A 21467-nucleotide genomic window follows, 5' to 3' on the forward strand; every position below is an offset into this window, starting at 1 on the left:
GTTCCTTGTCGAGAGAGGGGTTCAGCCGCCCGCGAGCGTCTTGGCGATCTGCGAGGCGGAGTCGCCGGCGCGGCGCAGCACGAGCGCGACGGCGGCGAGGGCGATCAGGGTCAGCAGCAGCATCACGGTCGACACCGCCGCGATCTCGGGCCTGAGCCCGCTGCGCACGGCGCTCAGCACGTAGACCGGCCACGGGGTCGACCCCGACACCTGCACGAACGCCGCGATCACGGTGTTGTCGAGGCTGAAGGTGAAGGCGAGCAGGCCGCCCGCGAGCACGGCGGGCATGGCGAGCGGGAAGGTGACGCGCCAGAAGGTGCGCATCGGCGTCGCGTAGAGGTCGGCCGACGCCTCCTCGAGCTTCTCGTCGAGGCCGATCAGGCGGGCGCGAACGAGGTACGAGACGACCGCCACGGCGAAGAGCGAGTGCCCGACGACCAGGCGCGCGGTGCCGTCGTTGAAGACCGACAGCCCGAGATCCTGCCCGAGGAACACCAGCCACGGCAGCAGTGCCACCGCGTCGACGATCTCGGGCGTGACCGAGACCAGCAGCAGCAGGGTGATGAACCAGACCGCCCAGCGGCCGGGCCGTCGGGCGAGGGCGATGCCGGCGAGCGTGCCGAGCAGCGTGGCCAGCAGGGCCGCGATGAGCCCCGTCCGGATCGACACGATCACCGCGCTCTGCACCGCCGGCTTGTTCAGGATCGTCGCGAAGGCGTCGAACCCGAAGCCCTCCCACGCCACGAGCAGCCGCCCGGTGTTGAAGGACGAGATCACGATCACGATGATCGGGAGGAAGAGGAAGACGAAGACCGCGGTGCTCCAGACCGCGAGGCCGACGTCGATCGGAGAGCGGCGCCTCCGGTGCACCTTCACGTCGCTCATGCGCCGTCCCCCAGTCGGAGGCGCGCACTGCGCCGCAGCGGCAGCGTCACGGCCCACACCAGCACGCCCGCGAGGGCCGCCGTCACCAGGATCACGACGATCAGCAGCACCGCCATCGCCGAGCCGAGCGCCCAGTTCTGGCCGACCTGGAACTGGCTCGCCACCATCTGGCCGACCATGTTGCCCTTCGCGCCGCCGAGCACGGTGGCCGTGATGTAGTCGCCCATCAGCGGGATGTAGACGAGGAGCGTGCCGACGATGATGCCGGGACGCGCCAGCGGCAGGGTGATGTCGCGGAAGGTGCGCCAGCTCGACGCCCCGAGATCCCCGCTCGCCTCGCGCAGCGCCGGCGCCACCCGGTCGAAGGCGACGTAGAGCGGCAGGATCATCAGCGGCAGGTAGTTGTAGACCACGCCGAGCAGCACCGCCGGTCGCGTGTAGAGCAGGTCGATCGGGCCGGGGATGACGCCGATGGCCTGCAGCGCCTGCGAGAGCACGCCCTCGGGAGCGAGGATCACCTGCCAGCCGATCGTGCGGACGAGGAAGTTCGTCCAGTACGGCACCATGACCAGCGCGATCAGCAGACCGCGGCGGTTCGGAGCGGCCTTGACCGCCATCCAGTAGGCGACCTGCAGCCCGATCACGAGGCAGAGCACCGTGCCGAGGACGCCCACCCAGAGGGTGTTGGCGAAGGTCTGGAAGAAGGTCGGCGAGAACGCCTCGACGTAGCGGTCGAACGAGAGCACATCGTTGGCGTGCGTCCCGAAGACGCCCGGCTTGTAGCCGAAGCTGAACCAGACGACCTGCAGGACGGGCGCCACGAAGAACACCACGAGCCAGAGCCAGGCCGGCACCGCGAGGGCGAAGGGCGACCGCGGCCCGCGCCGCCGGGCGGGGAAGTCGATCGGGCGGGTCGCCGTGCTGAGTGCGCTCACGCCCCCGCGGCCGCCTTGACCTTGTTGTAGACGTCGAGCGTCATCTGATTGGTGACGGTGCCGGTCTGCATCGTGGCGACCGTCTCCTCCGGATAGAAGATGTAGCCGTCGAGGAACTCGAGCTGGGCGTCGCGGGCGAGCGTCTCGATGTCGAGGGTGCCCGTGTTGTACCCGATGTAGTCGAGCTCCTGGATCGCGTTCGCGGGGTCGAGCACGTAGTCGATGAACGCGTGCGCCGCCTCCGGGTGCGGGGCGCCGGCGGCGATGGCCCAGTTGTCCATCCAGAGCTCGGTGGTCGGCGAGCCGAGCACCCACTTCCAGCGCTCCGGGTCCTCGCTGTTGAGCTTGCCCAGGCGCGCGTCGCCGTTCCACGACTGCACGAGCACCTGGGTGTTCTGGGGGATGATCGAACCGCCCGGGTACGACTCGAAGGCCGCGATGTGCGGAGCGATCTTCTCGACCAGGAAGGTCTCGGCCGCCGCGTAGTCGTCCTCGGACTCGGTCGTGTAGTCGATGCCGTTCGCCCAGAAGTACGGCGCCACGATCTCGATCGGGTCGTCGAGGAACGACGTCTTGCCGCTGCCCTCGTTCTGCACCGCGTCGAGGAAGTCGCTCCAGGTGACGAGGTCGCGGGTGATCACGGTGGTGTCGTAGGCGAAGCCGGTGGTGCCCCAGTTCTTGCAGACCGTGTACTCGTTGTCGGGGTCCCAGGCCTGCCCGAGGAACTGCGGGTCGACCTTCGAGAGGTTCGGGATCAGGTCCTTCGAGAACTTGGTCAGCAGGCCGTTCTCGATCATCCCGGGGACGAAGATGCCGGTCGGCACCACGATGTCGTAGCCGCTGGTGCCCTTCGAGGCGCCGAGCTTCGAGAGCAGCTCCTCGTTCGAGCTGTAGGAGTCGAGGGTGATCTGCGGGCCCTGATCGCTCGTGAACGCGGCGATGACGTCGGGCGAGTCGTAGTCGCCCCAGGTGTAGATCGAGAGGTCGCCCTCGAGCGCGCCGCCCGTCGCCTCGGGAGCGGAGCCCGCACCGGGCGAGGAGCACGCGGCGAGGAACGCGGTGGCCCCCACGCCGCCGGCCACGCCGAAGAGGCGACGGCGCGAGAGCTCCCGCCGGATGATCGGCACGGCCTGGGCGGGAGCGAGGATGTTCACGGGGTGCTTCGCGGTCATGATGTCTCCGAGCTGCTCGAGGGTACGGTCGGCGGCTCGACGTAGCCGGCCGCACGGGCCGCCTCGTCGAGGGGGAAGAACAGGGTGCTCGCGCTGGTCCAGCTGAGCGTGACGGCGGAGTCGACGGAGAGCGCCGGGGCGTCGGGGGCGGGCCTGCGCACGAGGACGGAGTGCTCGGGGTCCAGGTGCACGAGGTACTGCACCGTCTCGCCGAGGTTCGCGATCGAGAGCACGCGCCCGCTCGCGGTGTCGACGCCGCCGGCCTCCCGCTCGGACGCTGCGTGGATCCGGATCGACTCGGGCCGGATCGCCGCCTGCCGCTTCTCGCCGGGCCGCCCGGCCGCCTCCGTCCCGCTGATCGTCGCGACGGGGGTGACCAGGGCACCGGAGTCGCCGACGACTCCCGCGAGGAAGTTCTGCTGCCCGACGAACGCGGCCACGTAGGCCGAGGCGGGACGGTGGTAGACGGTGTTCGCGTCGGCGAGCTGCTCGATGCGACCGTCGCGCATCACCGCGATCCTGTCGCTCATCGACATGGCCTCGCCCTGGTCGTGCGTGACGAAGACGAAGGTGATGCCGAGCCGCGTCTGCAGCAGCTTCAGCTCCATCTGCATCTCCTCGCGCAGCTGCCGGTCGAGGGCGCCGAGCGGCTCGTCGAGCAGCAGCACGGAGGGGCGGTTCACCAGGGCGCGCGCGAGGGCGATCCGCTGCTGCTGCCCGCCCGAGAGCTGCGTGGGCTTGCGGTCGGCGAAGCCGCGCATCCGCACCATGTCGAGGGCGTCGCTCACGCGTCCGCGGATCTCGCTCTTCGGAGTGCGGCGCTGACGCAGCCCGTAGGCGACGTTCTCGGCGATCGTCATGTGCGGGAACAGCGCGTAGGCCTGGAACACGGTGTTGACGTCGCGCTGGTGCGGGGCCCGGCGCAGCACGGACTGCCCCGAGATGCGGATGTCGCCCGCGTCGGGGTGCTCGAAGCCGGCGATCATCCGCAGCGTCGTCGTCTTGCCGCAGCCGGAGGGGCCGAGCAGCGAGAGGAACTCGCCCGGCTCCACGCGGAGGTCGACGCCGTCGACGGCGACCGAGGTGCCGTAGAGCTTGCGGACGCCCTCGAGGACGACCGAGCCGGCCGCGCCGGCGGGCGCCGCCGAGCCGGTCGTGGGCGGAGTGATGAGCGGGGTCGCTGGCACCGGAGAGGGCTCCCATCGGTCGGACGCGCGCGATCGCACGTCGAACTGTGCTTCGCATTCAAGCGCAGATCGGGCGATGAGCGATGGAAACCGTTGTAAACAACGCGTTACGGTTCCCAAAGGGTCCGTGGATGCCACGGGGCGGGGGCGCTGCGCAGTCCGGTCCGACGACGGAGGGGCCCGGGAGCGTCGGCTCCACGGGCCCCTCGGGGTCGTGCGGGTGGTGCGGTGGTTCCAGGAGTCAGAGCCCCGCGGTCGGGAACGCCTGCATCATCTCCGAAAACACCGCGGCCGACCAGGCGATCGCGATGACGAAGCTGACGACGACGACGCCGATGAAGATCCAGAGCGGCAGCAGGCCGCCTCCGGTCACGCGCTTGACGACCACGCTGCGGCCGATGACGTAGACGTACGGCGCCGCGAGGAAGGCCCAGGCCCAGTGGAACGGCTTCTGCACACCGGCCTTCTTGAGCTGGCGGTGGTCGAGGAACGCGAAGACGACCTCGCCCGCGTAGATCAGGAAGCCGAGGACCTGCACGGCGCCGAGCCCGAGGAGGTAGGCGGTCGACATGCCCATCGACGCCTGCGGTCCGTAGGTGGAGGCCATCGAGGAGTCGACGATCGCGCTCGGCGAGAGCAGGAAGAGCGACAGCGCCGAGAGCAGCGGGAGGAGGACGACGACCCAGATCCACGGGGTGGAGCTGGAGATGCTCGGGTCGCGCTGCTGCGCGGCGGCGGCGGGGGCGGGCTGGGCGGCGTAGGGCTGCTGGGGCTGCTGGCCGTAGGGGTTCTGGGCCTGCTGGCCGTAGGGGTTCTGCGCGTTGGTCTGCTGGCCGTAGGGGCCCTGCTGTGGCTGCGGCGCGTACGGGTTCTGCGGCGCGTACGGGTTCTGCTGCTGTGGGGCCTGCTGCTCCGGAGCGGACTGGCCGGACGCCGACTGGCCGTAGCTGGTCGCCTGTCCGCTCGAGGTCTCGCCGTAGGCGGGGCGCGCGGGAGCGGCGGGCGGCGTGGGGGCCACGGCCGGAGGCGTGGGGGTGACCGGCGCAGCGGGGGTGACGGGAGCGACCGGCGTGGTCGCGGCGGGGGCATCGCGGAGCGAGTCCGTCCACCCGGAGCCGTCCCACCAGCGCTGGCGCGGGGAGCCCGCCGGGTCGGGGTACCAGCCCGCTCGCGGCCCCGAGGGCGCGCCGCTGCCGGTCGGATCGGTCTGGTTCTCGTCGGTCATCGCGTCCTCTGCTCCCCTCCGAGCGCTCTGCCCGTGATCACCGTGAAGCGTATCGCCGCGACCTCGCGCGACGCCTGAGCGTCGGCGAAGAGCCGCCGATGAGCCCGCCGTGCGCGCGCCGAAAGTCATACAGGGTGAGGTGCAGACGTGAGGGAATGTCAGTGGTCGCTGATTCACTCCTCGTATGGAGATGATCGGAACGGCGGAGGCGGCGCCCGCGGAGGCAGTGCCTGCAGAGGCGGTGCTCGCCGCGGTGCGCGAGTGCGGTGACGGTGTTGCGGGCGAGGACCGCGCGATGGCGCCGCGGCTGCTCGCGACGGCCGAGCGCCTGTATGCGGGGCACCGCAGAGCATTGGAGGCTCAGGAGTCGTTCGCGCGGGGGCTGCGCCTCTCGCGGAGCGAGGCGAACGACCTCGCCGAGCGCTCGATCCGGGCCGAGCTGGCCGTCGCCCTGGGCACGTCGGAGTGGGCCGTGTCGCGCCGGCTCGAGCACGCGCAGCTGCTCGTCGAGGACCTCCCGCTCACCCGCGCCGCTCTGGCGGGCGCGCGGATCCTGTGGCAGTCCGGCGAGCTGATCTGCCGGACCGCCTCGACCCTCCCGCCCGAATCGCGCGCCACGCTCGACGAGCGTGCCGCCGATGCGGCCCTCACGATGACGCCGACGCAGCTGCGACGCGCGCTCGCGCGGTGGCGGGAGCAGCTGCACGAGCAGCCGCTCACCCAGCGGCACGCCCGCGCACGCGAGGACCGCGCCGTGTGGCTGACGCCGGAGGTCGACGGGATGGCGACGCTGACCGCCTGCCTACCCGCTCCGGCCGCTCTCGGCGCCTACCACCGCCTCGACCGCATCGCCCGGAGTCTCCGCGATGGGGACGACGGGTCTGGGGACGAGCGCACCCTCGCGCAGCTTCGGGCCGACGCCCTCGCAGACCTGCTCTGCGACGGGGACATCCTCGGCACCACGCCCGTCTCCGACGAGCAGGCCCCCGCGCCGACCTTCGTTCCCGGGGTGCGCGCGGAGGTTCGACTCACGCTGCCCGCGACGACGGCCGCCGGCCTCGATGACGCCGCCGCCGACCTCGACGGGTACGGCCCGATCCCCGCCGATGTCGCCCGCGCCCTGGTCGATCGCGGCGCATCCTTCACCCGGGTCCTCACCGACCCGCACACCCGTACCGTCACGTCCGTCGGGCGCACCCACCGCGTCCCGCCGGCGCAGATGCGGCTGCACCTCCAGCTGCGCGACCAGACCTGCCGCTTCCCCGGCTGCACCCGCCCCGCCTCCACCGCCGAAGCCGACCACACGATCGAGTGGCGCAACGGAGGCGAGACCTCCCTCGAGAACCTCGCGTCGCTCTGCACTGCCCACCACCACGTCCGCCACGGCGACCGCTGGACCTACGTCCTCCACGCCGACGGCACCGCCGACTGGACAACCCCGACCGGACGCCACGTCACCACCCGACCACCCGCCCTCCCCGGCAGCCCACCCGCCCCACCACCCCGGCCCCGCTTCACCGACGCACCACCACCGTTCTGAGTCGGAGGAACCGAGCGTCCACCGAGCCCCGAAGCGATCCGGCAGCACGTCACCGGCCGCTGAGCGCGCCCTGCGCTGCACGCCCGCTCCTCGGACTCCGACCCGCCTCGTCCGGGCGCTCCGTCGACCCCGCTCCACCCGTCAGGATGGACGCATGCCCCACCTCCTCCGCGCCCGCGCCGTCCTCTTCGACATGGACGGGACGCTCGTCGACTCGACCGCGGTCGTCGAGACGATCTGGCGCGACTTCGCCGACCGATTCGAGCTCGACCGCGCGATGATCCTCGGTGCCGTGCACGGCGTCCGCGCCGAGGACAGCGTCCGCCGCTTCGCCCCGGCCGGCACCGACGTCGCAGCCGTCGTCGCCGAGCTCAACGCGTACGAGCTCGAGCACACCGAGGGCACCCTCGAGATCCCGGGGGCCGTCGCCTTCCTCGCGGCACTGCCGCGCGCCTCCGTCGCCCTCGTCACCTCGGCGAGCCCGGCACTCGCGGCCGGCCGCCTCGCCGCGGCGGGCGTCCCCTCCCCCGACACCGTCGTCACCGCCGACGACGTGGCGAACGGCAAGCCCGCGCCCGACGGCTACCTGCTGGCCGCCGAGCGCCTCGGCGCGGCCCCGGCCGACGCGATCGTCTTCGAGGACGCCGAGGCGGGCATCCGCGCGGGTCTCGCCGCCGGGATGCGCGTGGTCGTCGTCGGCGCGCACGAGAGCGCGACGACCGCCGGCCTCCCGCGCATCGCGCACTACTCCGACGCCCGCGTCGAGATCGACGGCGACGACCTGGTCATCGCGCTCGGCTGAGCGCCCGGGACGCGGAGGACTCAGTACCGGGGACGCGGAGGACTCAGTACCGGATCGCCCCGCACCCGATCAGTCAGTACCGGATCGCGTCGATCACCTTGACGCGCACGGCGACGATCGCCGGCACGAGTCCCGCGAGAGCGCCGACCAGCGTCGCCGCGCCGAGTCCGAGCAGCGCCGCCTCCACCGGGAACGGCGGGATGTCGTCGATCCCGTTCTGGCGGATCCAGTCGACCGTCCACGGATTGGTGACCAGGATCACCGCGAGGGTGACCCCGACGACTCCCGCGACCACGGTCGCCACGACGCTCTCCATCATGATCGAGAAGAAGATCCGGCCCGAGGACGCCCCGAAGCTGCGGCGGATGCCGATCTCGCGGATCCGCTGCCGCACGGTGACGAGCGCGATGTTGAGCAGCCCGAGAGCGCCGAGCGCGAGCACGAGACCCGCCACCCCGCCGATGACCCAGGTGAGCACGCCGAAGGGGTCGGAGTCGTAGGTCAGGTAGTCCTGACGGTTCACGCTGGCCTCGATGCCCGGCCCGAGCGCGGCGGTGACGTCACGGGTCAGGGCGGCGGCGAGCGGCTCGGCGATGTCCAGCGGGACCCACATCTCGTAGTTCGGGGTCTGCGATCCGCCGAGGGCCGGGTCGACCGGTACCTCCAGGTCCGCATAGGCGTCGGCGAGCATCATCATCGTCGGCTCGGTCTCCCACTGCGACACGGGAGTGACGCCGACGATCACCGCCGTCGTGTCGTGCTCTCCGCCGAGGAGGGTGACGACCGGGTGGGTGCGCAGATCCGGGCTGCCGAGACGCTGCCAGAGGAGCTCGCTGACGACGAGAGCGGGGGCGAGGCGGCGCTCGTCGCCCTCGGCGAACCAGCTGCCCTGCTCCATCTCGAGCCGGTGCATCACCGCGTAGGGCTGGTCGACGGCCGTGACCGGCACGTCGACGGCTCCGTCCGCGAACTGCACGCGCGCGCTCCCGTAGGTGGTCCGGCTGGCGTAGTCGATGCCGTAGCGCTCGAGCACCGTCTCCCACGCGGTCTGCAGGGCGGCGTTGTCGACGACCCCGTCGGGGCCGGTCGAGTAGGCGCTCAGGTAGAGGCTCGCCGGGCGTCCGCTCGAGCGCTCGGCCTGCTCGATGCTCGCCTGGCGCGCGATGCCGCCCGCGGCGACGACTCCGGTGAGCGCGGCGACGGCCACGGCCACGCCGATGAGCGACAGCAGGACCCGGCCCCGGTGGATCCGCAGCTCGGTCCACGCCTCGACGATCGCACCGGCGATGCCGACGAGACCGCCCATCAGAGCGCCTCCTCGACGGCCGCGTGGGCGGGGACCCGGGGCTCCGACGTCGATCCGGACGCCGCGCCCAGCCGGCCGCGGTCGAGCCGGTAGTGCCGCTCGGCGCGGGCCGCGATCGCCGGGTCGTGGGTGATGGTGACGAGCGCGGATCCCGATTCGCGGGCGATCTCGTCGAGCAGGCTCATCACGCTCTCTCCCGTGTCGGTGTCGAGGGCGCCGGTGGGCTCGTCGGCGAGGATCAGGCGGGGGCGGCGGACGAGCGCGCGCGCGATGGCGATGCGCTGCTGCTCGCCTCCGGACATGCGGCCCGGCATCGAGTCGACCCGGTGGCCGAGGCCGACGCGCTCGAGCATGTCGGCCGCGAGCGAGGCGCGCTTCCAGAACTCGGATCCGGTGGCGTAGAGCAGCGGGGTCATCACGTTCTCGCGCGCCGTCCGCCCCTCGAGCAGGTTGAACTGCTGGAAGATGAAGCCGATGCTCCCGCCGCGGATCCGCGCTCTGGCGCGGGAGGACAGGGTCTCGGTCGGGCGGCCCTCGAGCAGCATCCGGCCGTCGGTCGGCTCGTCGATGAGACCGAGGATGTTCAGGAGCGTCGATTTGCCGGAGCCGCTGCGCCCGACGACCGAGACGTGATCGCCCTCGCCCACCTCGAGATCGACCCCGTCGAGGATCGTCAGCGGCGGGGCGTCGGGCAGGGGGACGACCTTGCGGATGCCCTCGAGCCGGAGGATCGTCACGAGCAGATGACCGAGCCGTCGGGGTTCGCGATGCAGTCGCCCTCGAGCGGCACCTCTTCGCCGGCCGCGGCTCCGGGGACGAACTGCAGGAGCAGCGCTCCCTCGTCGATTCCTCCCGTGATCTCGACGTTCACGCCGTCGGTCAGCCCGAGCGTGACCGGCACCTCCTCGGTCGTCCCGTCGTCGGCCTGGCGGTAGACCACGCCCGACTGCGCCGAGCCCTCGACCGCTGTCGTCGGCACCACGAGCACGTTCTCGGCTTTGCCGCCCGCGAGGGTGACGGAGGCGGCGAGGCCCGGGAACACGGTCACCTCGGGAGGCACCTGGCAGCGGAAGCTGGTGCCGCTCCCCGTCGCACCGGTCGCGCCGTCCCCGGCCGGAGCCTCGCCCTCGCCGGCGAGCGGCGTGGTGATCGTGAGCCCGGTGCACGTGAAGCCGGCCGGCCCGCCGGTGATCGCGACCTGCGCCTCGGTCGGCCGGTCCTGGATCCGGTAGAGCTGCTGCGCGTCGATGGAGCCCGTGACCGCGAAGGTGGGCGGCGCGACCTGGCCGGTGACCTCTCCGACCGTCACGGCCTGGTCGTGGATGACGCCGAGCGCGCTGAGCGTGCCCGAGGTGGGCGCGTAGACGCGCTCGAAGCGCACCGACGGCTCGGGCTGGGTGACGGTGACCGTGCTGTCGGGATTCGTGGTCTCGACCGGATCGCGCGGAGTCTCGACGCGGATGTCGTAGACGAGATCGCCCGTCGCCACCACGGCACCCTGCGCGATGTAGACGTCGTCGACGGTGCCGGCCGCCGTGGCCTTCATCGGCACGGCCGGGTCGGCCGCGACCGTGCCCTGCAGCGTGAGGTCGTTCGTGATCGTGCCCCGCCCGACGGCGACGGTCGGCTCGGTCAGCTCACCGGTCGGGACGGTCGGATCGGCGTCGGCGCTGCTGTCGGGGAAGAACGCGATCTTCACCAGCGCGATGCTCGCCGCGCCGAGGATGATCATCCACACGATCGGGAACACCCATCGTCGAACCGTGCCCATGCTGTCCCCCGACTCCGCGCCACGCGTTGCTGGCCTCGCCCCCTGGCGCACCGAACGGCAGCCTATCGAGCAGTCGAGCCGCCCCGCGTCGCTCTCGAGGGGGACGGCTCGTGATGACACGGGAGGAGGCGCGCGGGCTCAGCCGCCGAGCTTGCCCACGATCGCCGCGATCCGCCGGGTGCGGGTCTCCGGCGTCTTCGCGCCGCCGACCGCCGTCGCGTGCGCCTTGCGCGCGCTCGGCGCGAGGGCCGCGAACGCGTCGCTCAGACCTGCTGAAGCGAGCGCTGCCGCAAGATCCTCCGGTACGGCGACCTCGCGGGGGGACGTGTCGAGCTCGAGGTCGACCTCGATCGTCTCGCCGCCCGTCAGGCCGGTCGCCGCGCGCTTGTCGGCCGAGAACGAGATCAGCGCGCGGCCTGCCATCGCCCCGACGGTGCCGGCGAAGACGAACCCGTTCACCACCACGCTCACGGCCGGTCGGCGACCGCCCCCGAGCGCGTCGAGCACCTCGGGCGGCACCTCGATGCCGGTGTTGTTCCCGATCCGGAAGAGCGTCGTCGTGAAGCGCATGGCAGGAGACTGCCACGGGCCCCGCTCCGAAGCGAGAGCCCGTGGCGGTCGGATCATCAGAGCGTGCTCGCACCCGACCAGGCACCGAGCTTGCCCTGGCTGTAGGTGCCTTCGCCGGCGGAGGAGGTGATGGTCATCGACCAGCCGGTCGCCGCGTTCACGCCGACGGTGCCGGTCTTCACCCGGAAGGCGATGGGGAAGACGGCGGAGCCGTTGTCGCGGGCGATCAGCGCCGGGTTCAGGAACGACACGAAGGACGTCCCGAGGCCGGTGACGGCGGTCGGTCCGGTCAGGGAGGTGATGACCAGCGAGTTCGCGGGGAGGGTCGGGCCCGAGGTCTGCGCGACCTCGATCGTGATCGTCGCCGCACCGGCGGGGACGTCCTCGGCGGAGGAGTAGTTGAACAGGCGGGCCTGCTTCGGGCCCTGGCCGAGGACGTTCGCCGTGGTGCGCGCCCAGACGAGGTCGGACGCGCCGAGGGCGAACTGCGGGAAGAGGTTGTTCTCCCAGCGCTCGGCCTCGGCGACGGGCTCGGAGGCGGCGGCCTGCGGGGCGGCGATCGCGACGGCGATCGCGGGAGCGGTCCAGGCTCCGGCCGAGACGACGGAGCGGCGCGAGAGGGACGGGTCGAGCGAGGTCATGGGGCTCTTTCTGCGGGAGGGGGCCTCTCGGCGGCGGCCGGGGGCAGGCGCTCTCGGAGTGCGCCGTCTTCGGGTGCCGGCGCACTCCGAGCAGCGCTCCGCACGCTACGGAGGGGCGGTCGGTGCCCGCCTCCGACCGTCAACAAGCGTCTACGTCGACCCGGACCCCCCGTTGACGGGACGGGGGTCAGGCGTCGAGCCTGCCCGCATTGACCAGGTTGGCGAGCTCGACCCGCGAGCCGGCTCCGGTCTTCTCCAGCAGCCTCGAGACGTAGGTCCGGGTCGTGCTGTCGGTCAGCCCGAGCGAGCGCGAGATGGCGGTGTTCGTCATCCCCTGAGCGAGCGCGCGCGCGACGTCGCGCTCGCGGGCCGACAGAGCGACGTCCCGCGGAGCGGGCGCGAGACCCGCGACCCGGCGGACCTCGGCCGCGAACCGCTCAGGCGACGACACCTTCGGCAGGAACGCGTCGGCGCCCGCGACCAGCACCGCCGCCTCCGACTCCGGCCCGATGAACGAGGACATCACGATGATGCGCACCTCGGGAGCCGCGCGCCGCAGGGGTCCGATGACCTCCGGCCCCGACACCGACCGCATCCGCGCGTCCAGGAGGACGACGTCCGGGCGGGTGCGCCGGACCGCGGGCAGGACCAGCGCGCCGTCGTCGATCGCGTCGACCACCGCGACGGCGGGGTCGGTCCGCAACACGTTCCTGAGGGCGATCAGCACGAGCGGATCGTCGTCGACGAGCAGGACTCTGACCGGCGTCGGGGACGACGACGCGGAGTCCTCCGCGGGCGGGATCGACACCGTCGGCCTCCAAGGGGTGCGCGCGCCGCCGTGCGTGCACCCGGCGCGGTGAGGTGGACCGGGAGAGGGGGTGCCGGCGATCCATTATCGTGGCGGAGCGCCGACCCCCGGCGCCCGCCCCCGGAGTACGCCGTGTCCCGTCCCCGCACCCCCGTGCACACCACCCCGTGGCTCGACCGGCGCTCCGCCGGCCCGATCCTCCTGGCCGCGAACCTCGCGGTCGGACTCGCGATCTTCGCGCTCGTCGCCCCTCGACTGCCGCTGTGGAATCTGCTGCTGACCCTCGCGATCGGGCTCGGCGCGATCCTCCCGCTCGGCTGGCAGCGACGACGCCCGCGGACCGCCGGGGTCGCCGCCTGCCTCGGCGCCGCGCTCACCCCGATCGCGACGCCCGCCCTCTGGACCGCGCTCGTGCTCATCGGGCGACGCCTGCCGGCGCGGACGGCATGGCGCTTCGTCGCGGCGGGTGCGCTCGCCGATGCGTTCCTCCTCGGGCTCTTCATCGTCCGGTGGGCACGCCCCGAGATCCTCGGCGCGTCGATCCTCGTCGGGCTGTTCTCGGTGGCCGTCACCGTGACGATCGGCGTGCTCGGCATACTGACCGGCGCGAAGCGGCGCAGCGAGCGCGAGGCCGATCGTCGGCTGATCAGCGCGCTCGACCGGGAGAGGACGGCGTTGGCGCGGTCGCTCGACGCCGAGCGCGAGCGCATCGCCGAGGAGATCCACGACTCCCTCGGCCACTCGCTGACGCTGCTGAGCCTTCACTCGGCGGCGCTGCGCGACCTCGACGGACTGTCGCCGGAGGAGGTCAGGATCCTCACCGAGTCGATCGACCGGCAGACCCGCACGGCGATCGACTCGCTGACGGCCACCCTCCGGGCGGCTCCGGTCGCGGGCTCGACCGAGGCGGCGGCCGATCTCGACCGGCTGTTCTCGGACGTGACCTCGACCGGCCGCGAACTCGATGTGCGGATCGACGGCGACCCCGGCGCACTCGACACCGCGGCGACCGCGGCGCTCGTGCGCTTCTGCCGAGAGGGCCTGACCAACGCGCTCAAGCACGCCGCCGCCGGACCGCTCGTCGTCGCCGTCAGGGTCGACGACGACGGCTCGGTCGTCGCCGCGGTCACCTCACCGGGAGGGGAGGCGACGGCCGGCGCTGCGTCGACGACACGGGGACTCAGCGGTCTCCGGGAGTCCACCGCGACGCTCGGAGGCGAGGTGGTGCTGACACCCGGTCGCGACCAGACGGTGCTGAGCCTGCGCGTGCCGGCACCCGGCGCGCGCGACTCGGCGTGAGCGGGGCTCGCGTCAGCAGGCGCGCGGGCCCGGGTTCTCGGCGAGCGTCGAGCGGACGGCGTCGACCGTCATCCGCCCCTCCGGGTCGAGCCGAGTGAGCATCCGCGCCATGATGTCGGCGAGCTGACCGATCTGCTCGGGAGCGAGCGGGTCGATCACGTCGGCGAGCACCGTCGACACGTGGCCGGGAGCCGTCTCGACGATCTTCTGCCGGCCCGCGTCGGTGAGGACGGCGTTGGTCGCCCGCCCGTCGGTCGGGCAGGGCCGGCGCTCGAGGTAGCCGCGAGCGACGAGGCGGGTCACGACGTGGGACAGGCGGGGCAGCGTGGAGTTCGTGCGCGTGGCGAGGGTCGTCATCCGCAGGGCGTGGTCGGGCGCCTCCGACAGCATCGCCAGCGTCATGTACTCGAAGTGGGTGAGGCCGGCGTCGCGCTGCAGCTGCGTGTCGAGTGCGCCGGGCAGCAGCTCGACCACCGCGATGAAACGCATCCAGGCGTCGAGCTGATCGGGGGTCAGCCAGCGGGGAGCGGAGGTCATGCTCGGAGTCTACCGAGTGGTTGCCGCGACAAGTAAGGCGCGGGGATCCTCTCAGCCGAACGTCTCGGCGAGGTGGCGGTGCGTGAAGGTGACCGCCATGGCGCCCTCGCCGACCGCGGCGGCGACTCGCTTGACCGAGCCGTGCCGCACGTCTCCGGCGGCGAAGGACCCCGGCACGCTCGTCTCGAGGTAGAAGGGCGGGCGATCGAGCGGCCAAGCGGAGGCGAGGGCCGCGGCGTCGAGGTCCGGTCCGGTGAGCAGGTAGCCGTGCGGGTCGCGCTGGATCGCGGTCTCCGCCGACCAGGCGGTGTCGGGGTCGCCGCCGATGCAGACGAACAGGTTCTCGGTCGCGCGCTCCTCTCGGGCTCCGCCGACCGACTCCTCGATCGTGATGCCGGTGAGGTAGCCGTCGCCGTGCAGCGCGGCGACCCGGGCGCCGGTGCGGATCTCGACGTTCGGCTGCGCGCGGACGCGGGTCTCGAGGTAGGCCGAGAGCGTGCTCGAGAGATCGGGGCCGCGGACCAGCATCGTCACGTGGCGGGCGTGGGCCGAGAGGTTCATCACGGCCTGCCCCGCGGAGTTGCCTCCCCCGACGACGAAGACGTCCTCGCCTCCGCAGCGCATCGCCTCGCTCGTCCCCGCGCCGTAGTAGAGGCCGCAGCCGAGCAGCTCGTCCTCCCCCGCGAGGCCGAGCCGTCGCCGGTCGACGCCGGTCGCGCAGATGTTGGCGCGGGCGACGACCGTCGTGCCGTCGTCGAGCCTGGCGTGGATCCGTCCGTCGCGGAACTCGCCCAGCACCCCGCGGCGCATCCTCACCAGCTCGGCGCCGAAGGCGACGGCCTGCTGGCGGGCGCGCTCCGCCAGCGTCGCTCCCGAGACGCCGTGCGGGAAGCCGAGGTAGTTCTCGATCAGGCTGCTCGACCCGGCCTGGCCGCCGACCGCCTCGCGCTCGAGCAGGACGACGCGCAGCCCCTCCGACGCGGCGTAGACGGCCGCGGAGAGTCCGGCGGGCCCCGCCCCGTAGATCGAGAGGTCGTACTCGGCGAGGGCGGGGCGCGTCGCCCAGCCGAGCCGCCCCGCGATCTCGGCGAGCGACGGCTCCTCGAGCCGAGCTCCGTCGGGCAGCACCACGACGAGCGGCTCGGAGGCGTCGCGGTCGTCGTGCCAGCGGAAGTCGACGACGCTGCGCGCGAGGAAGTCGCGCACCTCCCACGCCCGCCGGCTGTGCGTCGAGCCGTGCAGCTCGACGCGGTCGACGGGCGCGGAGGCGGCGCTCACCGCCGGTCGCCCCGCTCGCGGTCGCGCTCGAGCCGCTCCTGCCAGTCGGCCGGCACGCGGTCGGCCGGGCCCGGCACGGTCTGACCGGCGGGGTGGCTCTCGGGCGGGGCGAGCGCGGGGCCGTCGGTGTAGTCCTCGGTCCGGTAGTCCCAGAACCAGTCCTCGCCCGGCTCGAAGCTGCGGATGATCGGGTGCCCGGTCGCGCGGGCGTGCGAGGTCGCGTGCTTCGCGAGCGAGTCGTCGCAGCAGCCGATGTGCCCGCAGGCCGCGCACCGGCGCAGGTGCACCCACCAGAGCTGCTCCTGCTCGCACTCGACGCAGCCGGTGCCGCTCGGCGGCACCTCGGGGTGGATCTCGGATCCGTCGGTGACGGTGGAGTGGGGCATGGGACGTGCCTCCGTTCTCGATCGTGAGGAGTGCCGGGCCGTGAGGAGTGTCGGGCGGTGAGGGGTGTCGGGCGGTGAGGAATGTCGGATCGCAGGAGTGTCGGGAGGTGGAGCCGGATCGTCGTCTCCGCGCCTTCCGGTCGTCGCCGGCCGGCCCGACAATTGTCGAATCTAGCCCCGGCGGCGGTCTCCGGGGAGAGGCGATCCGCGCCTCGGCCCCGACCGCGCCGATCGAGCGGAGGACCGATCATGACGACACCCGCGGGCACGGCCCGATGAGCACCCCGCAGGCGGTCGACGCGCCGCTGACCCGAGCCGCGGTCTTCCTGACCGCCACCGTGCGCGAGGGCCGGGAGGCCGAGGAGGCGGTGCGGTCTGCTCTCGGCGCACTGCCGGGACTCGTCCGCGCGGTCGGCTTCCGCGAGCCCGACGAGCGGCTCTCGTGCGTCGTGGGCATCGGCTCCGACGTGTGGGACCGGCTGACCGGGCTCCCCCACCCCGCACTGCTGCATCCGCTCGCGCCCGTGCACGGGTCGGTGCACACGGCGCCCGCGACCCCTGGCGACCTGCTGTTCCACCTCCGCGCCGATCGAGGCGACCTCTGCTTCGAGCTCGAGCGGCTGCTGATGGAGCGGCTCGGCGGGCACGTCGACGTGGTCGACGAGACGGTGGGCTTCCGCTCCTTCGACTCGCGCGACCTGCTGGGCTTCGTCGACGGCACCGAGAACCCGACGGGCACCGACGCGCTGGCGTCGACGGTGGTCGCCGACGGTCCGGATGCGGGAGGCAGCTACCTCGTCGGGCAGCGCTACCTGCACGATCTGGTCGCGTGGGAGAGCATCCCGCTCGAGGTGCAGCAGCACATCATCGGCCGCTCGAAGATCGACGACGTCGAGCTCGAGCCGCCGGCCGGCGAGCGCCCCTCGCACCGAGCCCTGGCGACGATCGTCGACGACTCCGGAGTGGAGCACGACATCGTGCGCGACAACATGCCCTTCGGCCGGCCGGGTCACGGCGAGTTCGGCACGTACTTCCTCGGCTACTCCCGCGACCCGGGCGTCATCGAGCAGATGCTGCACCGCATGTTCGTCGGCGAGCCGGCCGGCTCCTACGACCGGATGCTCGACGTCTCGCGCGCCACCACCGGCGCCCTCTTCTTCGCGCCGCCCGCCGAGCTGCTCGAGTCCCTGGCGCCCTGACGGCGGCTCACACCACCTCGTCGCTGAGCGCGATCGGGTTGCCGAAGCGGTGGTTGGTGATCGAGATCGCCTGCTCGCGGAGGAACGGCAGCAGTTCGACGCGACCGGCGGGCGTGATCGGGTCGGCGTAGATCGCGACGTCGGGTGAGCCGCCGAGCGCTTCGGCGAGAGCGGTCGAGAGCGGGATGCGGGAGCCGTCGGCGCGGACGAGCGGGACGGGCTTGCCCGTGCTGCCGCGGGTCATCCCGCTGAGGACGTCCGTGAAGGACCGGGTCGCATGGGGTGACGCGGGCGCGGGCGCGCCTGCCGCGTCGCGCCCGAGGGACGGCGCCGTGCCGCCCTGCGGGCCGCCGAAGGCGTCGACGCGGTCCGAGACGATGTCGCCGACGATGCGCACGCGCGAGGCCGTGATCCGTCCGGCGGCCGCTCGCTCGAGCCACTGCGCGTCCGACTCGACGACGACCTTCGGCACGAGTCCGGCCATCTCCTGGAGCTCGTCGCCCGAGAGCATCTCCTGCACCCGGGGTGGGAGCGGGATCGAGCTCGAGACGTCCATCCGCGAGCGGGTGAGCAGTCCCGCGGCGATCACCCGGAGCAGCTCGCCGAGATCACCGCCGTCGGCGAGCCGGATCGCGACCGGCACCCGCAGGTAGCGGAGCAGGTTGCGCTCGACGCCGATCTTGGAGATGTCGGTGACGACGCCGAACTCGGTCGCCCAGGCGAGCTGGTCGGAGAGGGCGGAGCGGCGGAGCAGGTCGAACTGCTCGAACTGCAGCGACGACTGAGCGGCCTCGATGAACTGCCGGGCGCGGTCGTCGAGTCCGCGCAGGTGCAGGGTGCTCGACGGCCGGGCGGGCGAGGGCTTCCACGAGCCGAGCCCGATGAGGTGGTTCGGCCCTCCCGCCTTCGCGCCGCCGCCGACGGAGGAGCGCTTCCAGCCGCCGAAGGGCTGCCGCCGCACGATCGCGCCGGTGATGCCGCGGTTGACGTAGAGGTTGCCCGCCTCGACCGAGTCGAGCCAGACCGCCAGCTCGTCGGCGTGCAGTGAGTGCAGACCCGCGGTGAGCCCGTAGTCGGTCGCGTTCTGCATCCGGATGGCGTCCTCGAGCGTCGCCGCGTGCATGATGCCGAGCACCGGCCCGAAGAACTCGGTGAGGTGGAAGTAGCTGTCCTCGGCGACGCCCTCGCGGACGCCCGGCGACCAGAGCCGGCCGCCCTCGTCGAGTCGGCGGGGCTCGACGAGCCAGGACTCCCCCGCGCCGAGCGTGGTCAGGGCGTGGGCGAGCTTGCCCGTCGGCGCCTCGATCAGCGGACCCATCACCGCGGCGGGGTCGCTCGGCGGCCCGACCCGGAGCGAGGTGACGGCGTCGACGAGCTGCGCGCGGAACCGCTTCGAGCGCGCGACGGAGCCGACCAGGATGACCAGCGACGCCGCCGAGCACTTCTGGCCGGCGTGTCCGAAGGCGCTCCTGACGATGTCGGCCACGGCGAGGTCGTAGTCGGCGTGGGGCGTGACGATGATCGCGTTCTTGCCGCTGGTCTCGGCCAGGAGCGGCAGGTCGACTCGCCAGGAGCGGAAGAGCTTCGCGGTCTCGTACGAGCCGGTCAGCACGACGCGGTCGACCAGCGGATCGGTGATCAGCGCCCGTCCGAGCGCCTCCTCGTCGAGGTCGACGAGCGCGAGGAGGTCCTGCGGTATGCCCGCATCCCAGAGCGCCTCGGCGAGGACCGCGGCGGAGCGGCGGGCCTGCGGCGCCGGCTTCAGGACGACGCCCGACCCCGCGGCGAGCGCCGCGAGCACCGAGCCGGCCGGGATGGCGATCGGGAAGTTCCAGGGCGGGGCGACGACGGTCACGCGCCCGGGGACGAAGGTCGCTCCGCCGACCGCGTCGAGCTCGCGCGCGCGGGTGGCGTAGTAGTGGGCGAAGTCGATCGCCTCCGATACCTCGGGATCGGCCTCGGCCAGAGTCTTGCCCGTCTCGGAGGCCATCACCTCGATCAGGCGGTCGCGGTTGGCGGCGAGGGCGAGGCCCGCGCGGTCGAGGATCGCGGCGCGGTCGTAGCCCAGGCGATCGCCCCAGCGCTCGGCGCGACGGGCGACGCCGCGCAGCACCTCCTGCAGCTCCTCGGCGGTCGAGACGCGCGCCCTGTCGGCGGTCGACGTGCCGATGCGCGAGGTGGCGATGCGCTCGGTGATCAGGCGCGCCCAGCGCCTGTTGCCCGGCAGGGACGGGTCGGTGTCGGGCTCGTTGCGGAAGCCCGCGGTCGCGGCCGCGGCACCGGAGCCGCGACTGAGGCCGAGGACCGCCTGGGTGAGCCCCTCCTCCGCGGGATCGTGGGCGTGCTCGCCCGCCCCGGCGTGCTCCTGCACGAGGCGGAGCCCCGAGCCGGACGCCCACTCGCGCAGGCGGTCCTGGCTGCGGTTCGGAGTCGGCACGGTCTCGTCGAGCGCCTCCAGCGAGACCCTGAAGCGCTCGAGCTCGCGCTGGAGGACGCTCTCGTCCTCGAGCTCGAAGACGGCCGACAGGAAGTTCTCGGGGCTCGAGTTCTCCTCGAGCCGACGGATCAGGTACGAGATCGCGACGTCGAACTCGTGCGGGTGCACGACGGGCGTGTAGAGGAGGAGCCGGCCGACGTCCTCCCGGACCGCGCGGGCCTGACCCGTCGCCATGCCGAGCAGCATCTCGAAGTCGACCGCCTCGGCGACCCCGCGCTCGTTCGCCAGGATCCAGGCGAACGCGATGTCGAAGAGGTTGTGCCCGGCGACGCCGATCCGCACCGCGTCGGTGCGCTCGGGCCGGAGCGCCCAGTCGAGCAGGCGCTTGTAGTTGGTGTCGGCCTCGGCCTTGCTGCCGACCGTGGCGATCGGCCAGTCGTGGATCGCCGCGTCCACCCGCTCCATCGCGAGGTTGGCGCCCTTGACGACGCGGACCTTGATCGGGGCCCCACCGGCGCGGCGGCGCTCGGCGGCCCACGCGGTGAGGCCCTGCAGCACGCCGAGGGCGTCGGGCAGGTAGGCCTGCAGCACGATCCCCGCCTCGAGCCCCTCCATGCCCGGCTGCTCGAGCAGCCGGCGGAACACGGCGACCGTGAGGTCGAGGTCGCGGTACTCCTCCATGTCGAGGTTGATGAACTTGGGGATCGGGCTCGCCGCGGCGAGCTGGTAGAGCGGCGTCAGGCGCTCGACGACCCGGTCGACGGCCTCGTCGAAGGCCCACATCGAGAGCTGGCTGACGATGCTCGACACCTTGATGCTCACGTAGTCGACGTCGTCGCGCTCGAGCAGCCGGTGGGTGCCCTCGAGGCGCCGTCGCGCCTCGCGCTCGCCGAGCACCGCCTCGCCCAGCAGGTTCAGGTTCAGCCGGTCGCCGCCCGCGCGGAGGCTCCGGATCGCACCGCCCAGGCGGGAGTCGGAGGCGTCGACCACCAGGTGGCCGACCATCTGGCGGAGCACGCGACGGGCGGCGGGCACGACGATCCACGGGAGCACCGGGCCGACCGCTCCTCCGGTGGCGACGGCGGCGCGCAGATAGGAGGGGAGGAACGCGGGGGTCCTCGCCGTCAGCGCGGACAGGTTCTCGGCCGCGACCGAGAGGTCCTCCGGCCGGGCGACGCCGTCGACGAAGCCGACGGTGAAGTCGAGGCCGTTCGGGTCCTGCAGCACGCCGGCGAGGCGCTGGGCGGCCGGGTCGGCGGGGAACGCCCGGCTGCGGACGAGCCAGCGGCGCACCAGCGTCTCGACCCTGTCGAGGATCGGCTGGTCGGTGTCGAACTCGGGCTTCAGCCGCGGCAGCCGCAGCGGCATCCCGGTGTGGTACTGCCCGGTGTCGCTCAGGGCGCCCCGGTCGTGCCGGGCGTCATCGGCGGTCTGCTCCTCGGGCTGCTCCCCCGGCTGCTCGGCGGCCTGCTCCTCGGGCTGCACGTCG

General features: G+C 72.8%; 19 protein-coding genes. 4 read left to right on the forward strand and 15 right to left on the reverse strand.

Annotation, left to right across the window (positions count from 1 at the left end):
* Positions 1–21: 21 nt before the first annotated feature.
* The 5 genes from GRS96_RS17565 to GRS96_RS17585 form a co-directional block, all read right to left on the reverse strand.
* A complete protein-coding gene (locus tag GRS96_RS17565) occupies positions 22–885 on the reverse strand; it encodes an ABC transporter permease (RefSeq protein WP_159852718.1) in 864 nt (287 codons plus the stop codon).
* Positions 882–1820, reverse strand: a complete 939-nt coding sequence (locus tag GRS96_RS17570; RefSeq protein WP_236553654.1) for an ABC transporter permease — start codon at positions 1818–1820, stop codon at positions 882–884. The genes GRS96_RS17565 and GRS96_RS17570 overlap by 4 nt, the downstream gene beginning before the upstream one ends.
* Entirely contained in the window at positions 1817–2992 is a 1176-nt protein-coding gene (locus GRS96_RS17575; RefSeq protein WP_159989082.1) for a polyamine ABC transporter substrate-binding protein, read from the reverse strand. The genes GRS96_RS17570 and GRS96_RS17575 overlap by 4 nt, the downstream gene beginning before the upstream one ends.
* Positions 2989–4179, reverse strand: coding sequence for an ABC transporter ATP-binding protein (locus tag GRS96_RS17580; RefSeq protein WP_159989083.1), 1191 nt, complete (start codon positions 4177–4179; stop codon positions 2989–2991). The genes GRS96_RS17575 and GRS96_RS17580 overlap by 4 nt, the downstream gene beginning before the upstream one ends.
* A gap of 241 nt (positions 4180–4420) precedes the next feature.
* Positions 4421–5404 (reverse strand): DUF2510 domain-containing protein, encoded by a 984-nt coding sequence (locus GRS96_RS17585; protein WP_159989084.1) that lies wholly within the window; start codon positions 5402–5404, stop codon positions 4421–4423.
* A gap of 184 nt (positions 5405–5588) precedes the next feature.
* Here GRS96_RS17585 and GRS96_RS17590 point away from each other — a divergent pair, with 184 nt between their 5' ends.
* Positions 5589–6944 carry an HNH endonuclease signature motif containing protein gene (locus GRS96_RS17590; protein ID WP_159989085.1) on the forward strand — a complete coding sequence of 452 codons (1356 nt, stop codon included), beginning with the start codon at positions 5589–5591 and terminating at the stop codon, positions 6942–6944.
* A gap of 154 nt (positions 6945–7098) precedes the next feature.
* Complete coding sequence (locus GRS96_RS17595) at positions 7099–7746, forward strand: HAD-IA family hydrolase (RefSeq protein ID WP_159989086.1); 648 nt, start codon at positions 7099–7101, stop codon at positions 7744–7746.
* Positions 7747–7819: 73 nt separating this feature from the next.
* On the opposite strand, the gene GRS96_RS17600 is transcribed toward GRS96_RS17595, so the two are convergent.
* The 6 genes from GRS96_RS17600 to GRS96_RS17625 form a co-directional block, all read right to left on the reverse strand.
* The gene (locus tag GRS96_RS17600) at positions 7820–9052 is read right to left on the reverse strand and encodes an ABC transporter permease (RefSeq protein WP_159989087.1); all 1233 of its coding nucleotides are present in this window, start codon (positions 9050–9052) and stop codon (positions 7820–7822) included.
* On the reverse strand, positions 9052–9789 hold the full coding sequence (locus tag GRS96_RS17605; protein ID WP_159852758.1) for an ABC transporter ATP-binding protein: 738 nt from the start codon (positions 9787–9789) through the stop codon (positions 9052–9054). The genes GRS96_RS17600 and GRS96_RS17605 overlap by 1 nt, the downstream gene beginning before the upstream one ends.
* Entirely contained in the window at positions 9786–10823 is a 1038-nt protein-coding gene (locus tag GRS96_RS17610; protein WP_159989088.1) for an efflux RND transporter periplasmic adaptor subunit, read from the reverse strand. Before GRS96_RS17610 ends, GRS96_RS17605 begins: the two co-directional genes overlap by 4 nt.
* Before the next feature lie 138 nt (positions 10824–10961).
* Positions 10962–11393, reverse strand: coding sequence for a YdeI/OmpD-associated family protein (locus GRS96_RS17615; protein ID WP_159852762.1), 432 nt, complete (start codon positions 11391–11393; stop codon positions 10962–10964).
* Between the two features lie 56 nt (positions 11394–11449).
* The gene (locus tag GRS96_RS17620; RefSeq protein WP_159852764.1) at positions 11450–12034 is read right to left on the reverse strand and encodes a hypothetical protein; all 585 of its coding nucleotides are present in this window, start codon (positions 12032–12034) and stop codon (positions 11450–11452) included.
* Between the two features lie 187 nt (positions 12035–12221).
* A complete protein-coding gene (locus GRS96_RS17625; RefSeq protein WP_159852766.1) occupies positions 12222–12842 on the reverse strand; it encodes a response regulator in 621 nt (206 codons plus the stop codon).
* Positions 12843–12974: 132 nt separating this feature from the next.
* Between GRS96_RS17625 and GRS96_RS17630 the strand changes: the two genes are divergently transcribed.
* Positions 12975–14141, forward strand: a complete 1167-nt coding sequence (locus GRS96_RS17630) for a sensor histidine kinase (RefSeq protein ID WP_159989089.1) — start codon at positions 12975–12977, stop codon at positions 14139–14141.
* A 12-nt stretch (positions 14142–14153) separates the two neighbouring features.
* Here the strand turns inward: GRS96_RS17630 and GRS96_RS17635 are convergent, their stop codons facing one another.
* From GRS96_RS17635 to GRS96_RS17645, 3 genes are read right to left on the reverse strand one after another with little or no spacing between them, the layout of a single operon-like run.
* A complete protein-coding gene (locus GRS96_RS17635) occupies positions 14154–14678 on the reverse strand; it encodes a MarR family winged helix-turn-helix transcriptional regulator (protein ID WP_159852770.1) in 525 nt (174 codons plus the stop codon).
* Between the two features lie 51 nt (positions 14679–14729).
* On the reverse strand, positions 14730–15956 hold the full coding sequence (locus GRS96_RS17640; protein WP_159989090.1) for an NAD(P)/FAD-dependent oxidoreductase: 1227 nt from the start codon (positions 15954–15956) through the stop codon (positions 14730–14732).
* The gene (locus GRS96_RS17645; protein ID WP_159989091.1) at positions 15953–16342 is read right to left on the reverse strand and encodes a UBP-type zinc finger domain-containing protein; all 390 of its coding nucleotides are present in this window, start codon (positions 16340–16342) and stop codon (positions 15953–15955) included. The genes GRS96_RS17640 and GRS96_RS17645 overlap by 4 nt, the downstream gene beginning before the upstream one ends.
* 275 nt (positions 16343–16617) lie before the next feature.
* On the opposite strand from GRS96_RS17645, the gene GRS96_RS17650 reads away from it, so the two are divergent.
* The gene (locus GRS96_RS17650; RefSeq protein ID WP_159989092.1) at positions 16618–17541 is read left to right on the forward strand and encodes a Dyp-type peroxidase; all 924 of its coding nucleotides are present in this window, start codon (positions 16618–16620) and stop codon (positions 17539–17541) included.
* Between the two features lie 7 nt (positions 17542–17548).
* Here the strand turns inward: GRS96_RS17650 and GRS96_RS17655 are convergent, their stop codons facing one another.
* Positions 17549–21346, reverse strand: a complete 3798-nt coding sequence (locus tag GRS96_RS17655) for a bifunctional proline dehydrogenase/L-glutamate gamma-semialdehyde dehydrogenase (RefSeq protein ID WP_159989377.1) — start codon at positions 21344–21346, stop codon at positions 17549–17551.
* Positions 21347–21467 lie beyond the last annotated feature (121 nt).

It is taken from the genome of Rathayibacter sp. VKM Ac-2803 (assembly GCF_009807175.1).
Lineage (GTDB): Bacteria > Actinomycetota > Actinomycetes > Actinomycetales > Microbacteriaceae > Rathayibacter.

Bases quoted from the DNA above. Each gene is read 5' to 3' on its own strand.
- GRS96_RS17590 (WP_159989085.1), top strand. From the start codon at position 5,589: ATGGAGATGATCGGAACGGCGGAGGCGGCGCCCGCGGAGGCAGTGCCT.
- GRS96_RS17595 (WP_159989086.1), top strand. From the start codon at position 7,099: ATGCCCCACCTCCTCCGCGCCCGCGCCGTCCTCTTCGACATGGACGGG.
- GRS96_RS17615 (WP_159852762.1), bottom strand. From the start codon at position 11,393: ATGCGCTTCACGACGACGCTCTTCCGGATCGGGAACAACACCGGCATC.
- GRS96_RS17600 (WP_159989087.1), bottom strand. From the start codon at position 9,052: ATGGGCGGTCTCGTCGGCATCGCCGGTGCGATCGTCGAGGCGTGGACC.
- GRS96_RS17635 (WP_159852770.1), bottom strand. From the start codon at position 14,678: ATGACCTCCGCTCCCCGCTGGCTGACCCCCGATCAGCTCGACGCCTGG.
- GRS96_RS17565 (WP_159852718.1), bottom strand. From the start codon at position 885: ATGAGCGACGTGAAGGTGCACCGGAGGCGCCGCTCTCCGATCGACGTC.
- GRS96_RS17645 (WP_159989091.1), bottom strand. From the start codon at position 16,342: ATGCCCCACTCCACCGTCACCGACGGATCCGAGATCCACCCCGAGGTG.
- GRS96_RS17575 (WP_159989082.1), bottom strand. From the start codon at position 2,992: ATGACCGCGAAGCACCCCGTGAACATCCTCGCTCCCGCCCAGGCCGTG.
- GRS96_RS17650 (WP_159989092.1), top strand. From the start codon at position 16,618: ATGAGCACCCCGCAGGCGGTCGACGCGCCGCTGACCCGAGCCGCGGTC.
- GRS96_RS17610 (WP_159989088.1), bottom strand. From the start codon at position 10,823: ATGGGCACGGTTCGACGATGGGTGTTCCCGATCGTGTGGATGATCATC.
- GRS96_RS17655 (WP_159989377.1), bottom strand. From the start codon at position 21,346: ATGCCGCTGCGGCTGCCGCGGCTGAAGCCCGAGTTCGACACCGACCAG.
- GRS96_RS17620 (WP_159852764.1), bottom strand. From the start codon at position 12,034: ATGACCTCGCTCGACCCGTCCCTCTCGCGCCGCTCCGTCGTCTCGGCC.
- GRS96_RS17585 (WP_159989084.1), bottom strand. From the start codon at position 5,404: ATGACCGACGAGAACCAGACCGATCCGACCGGCAGCGGCGCGCCCTCG.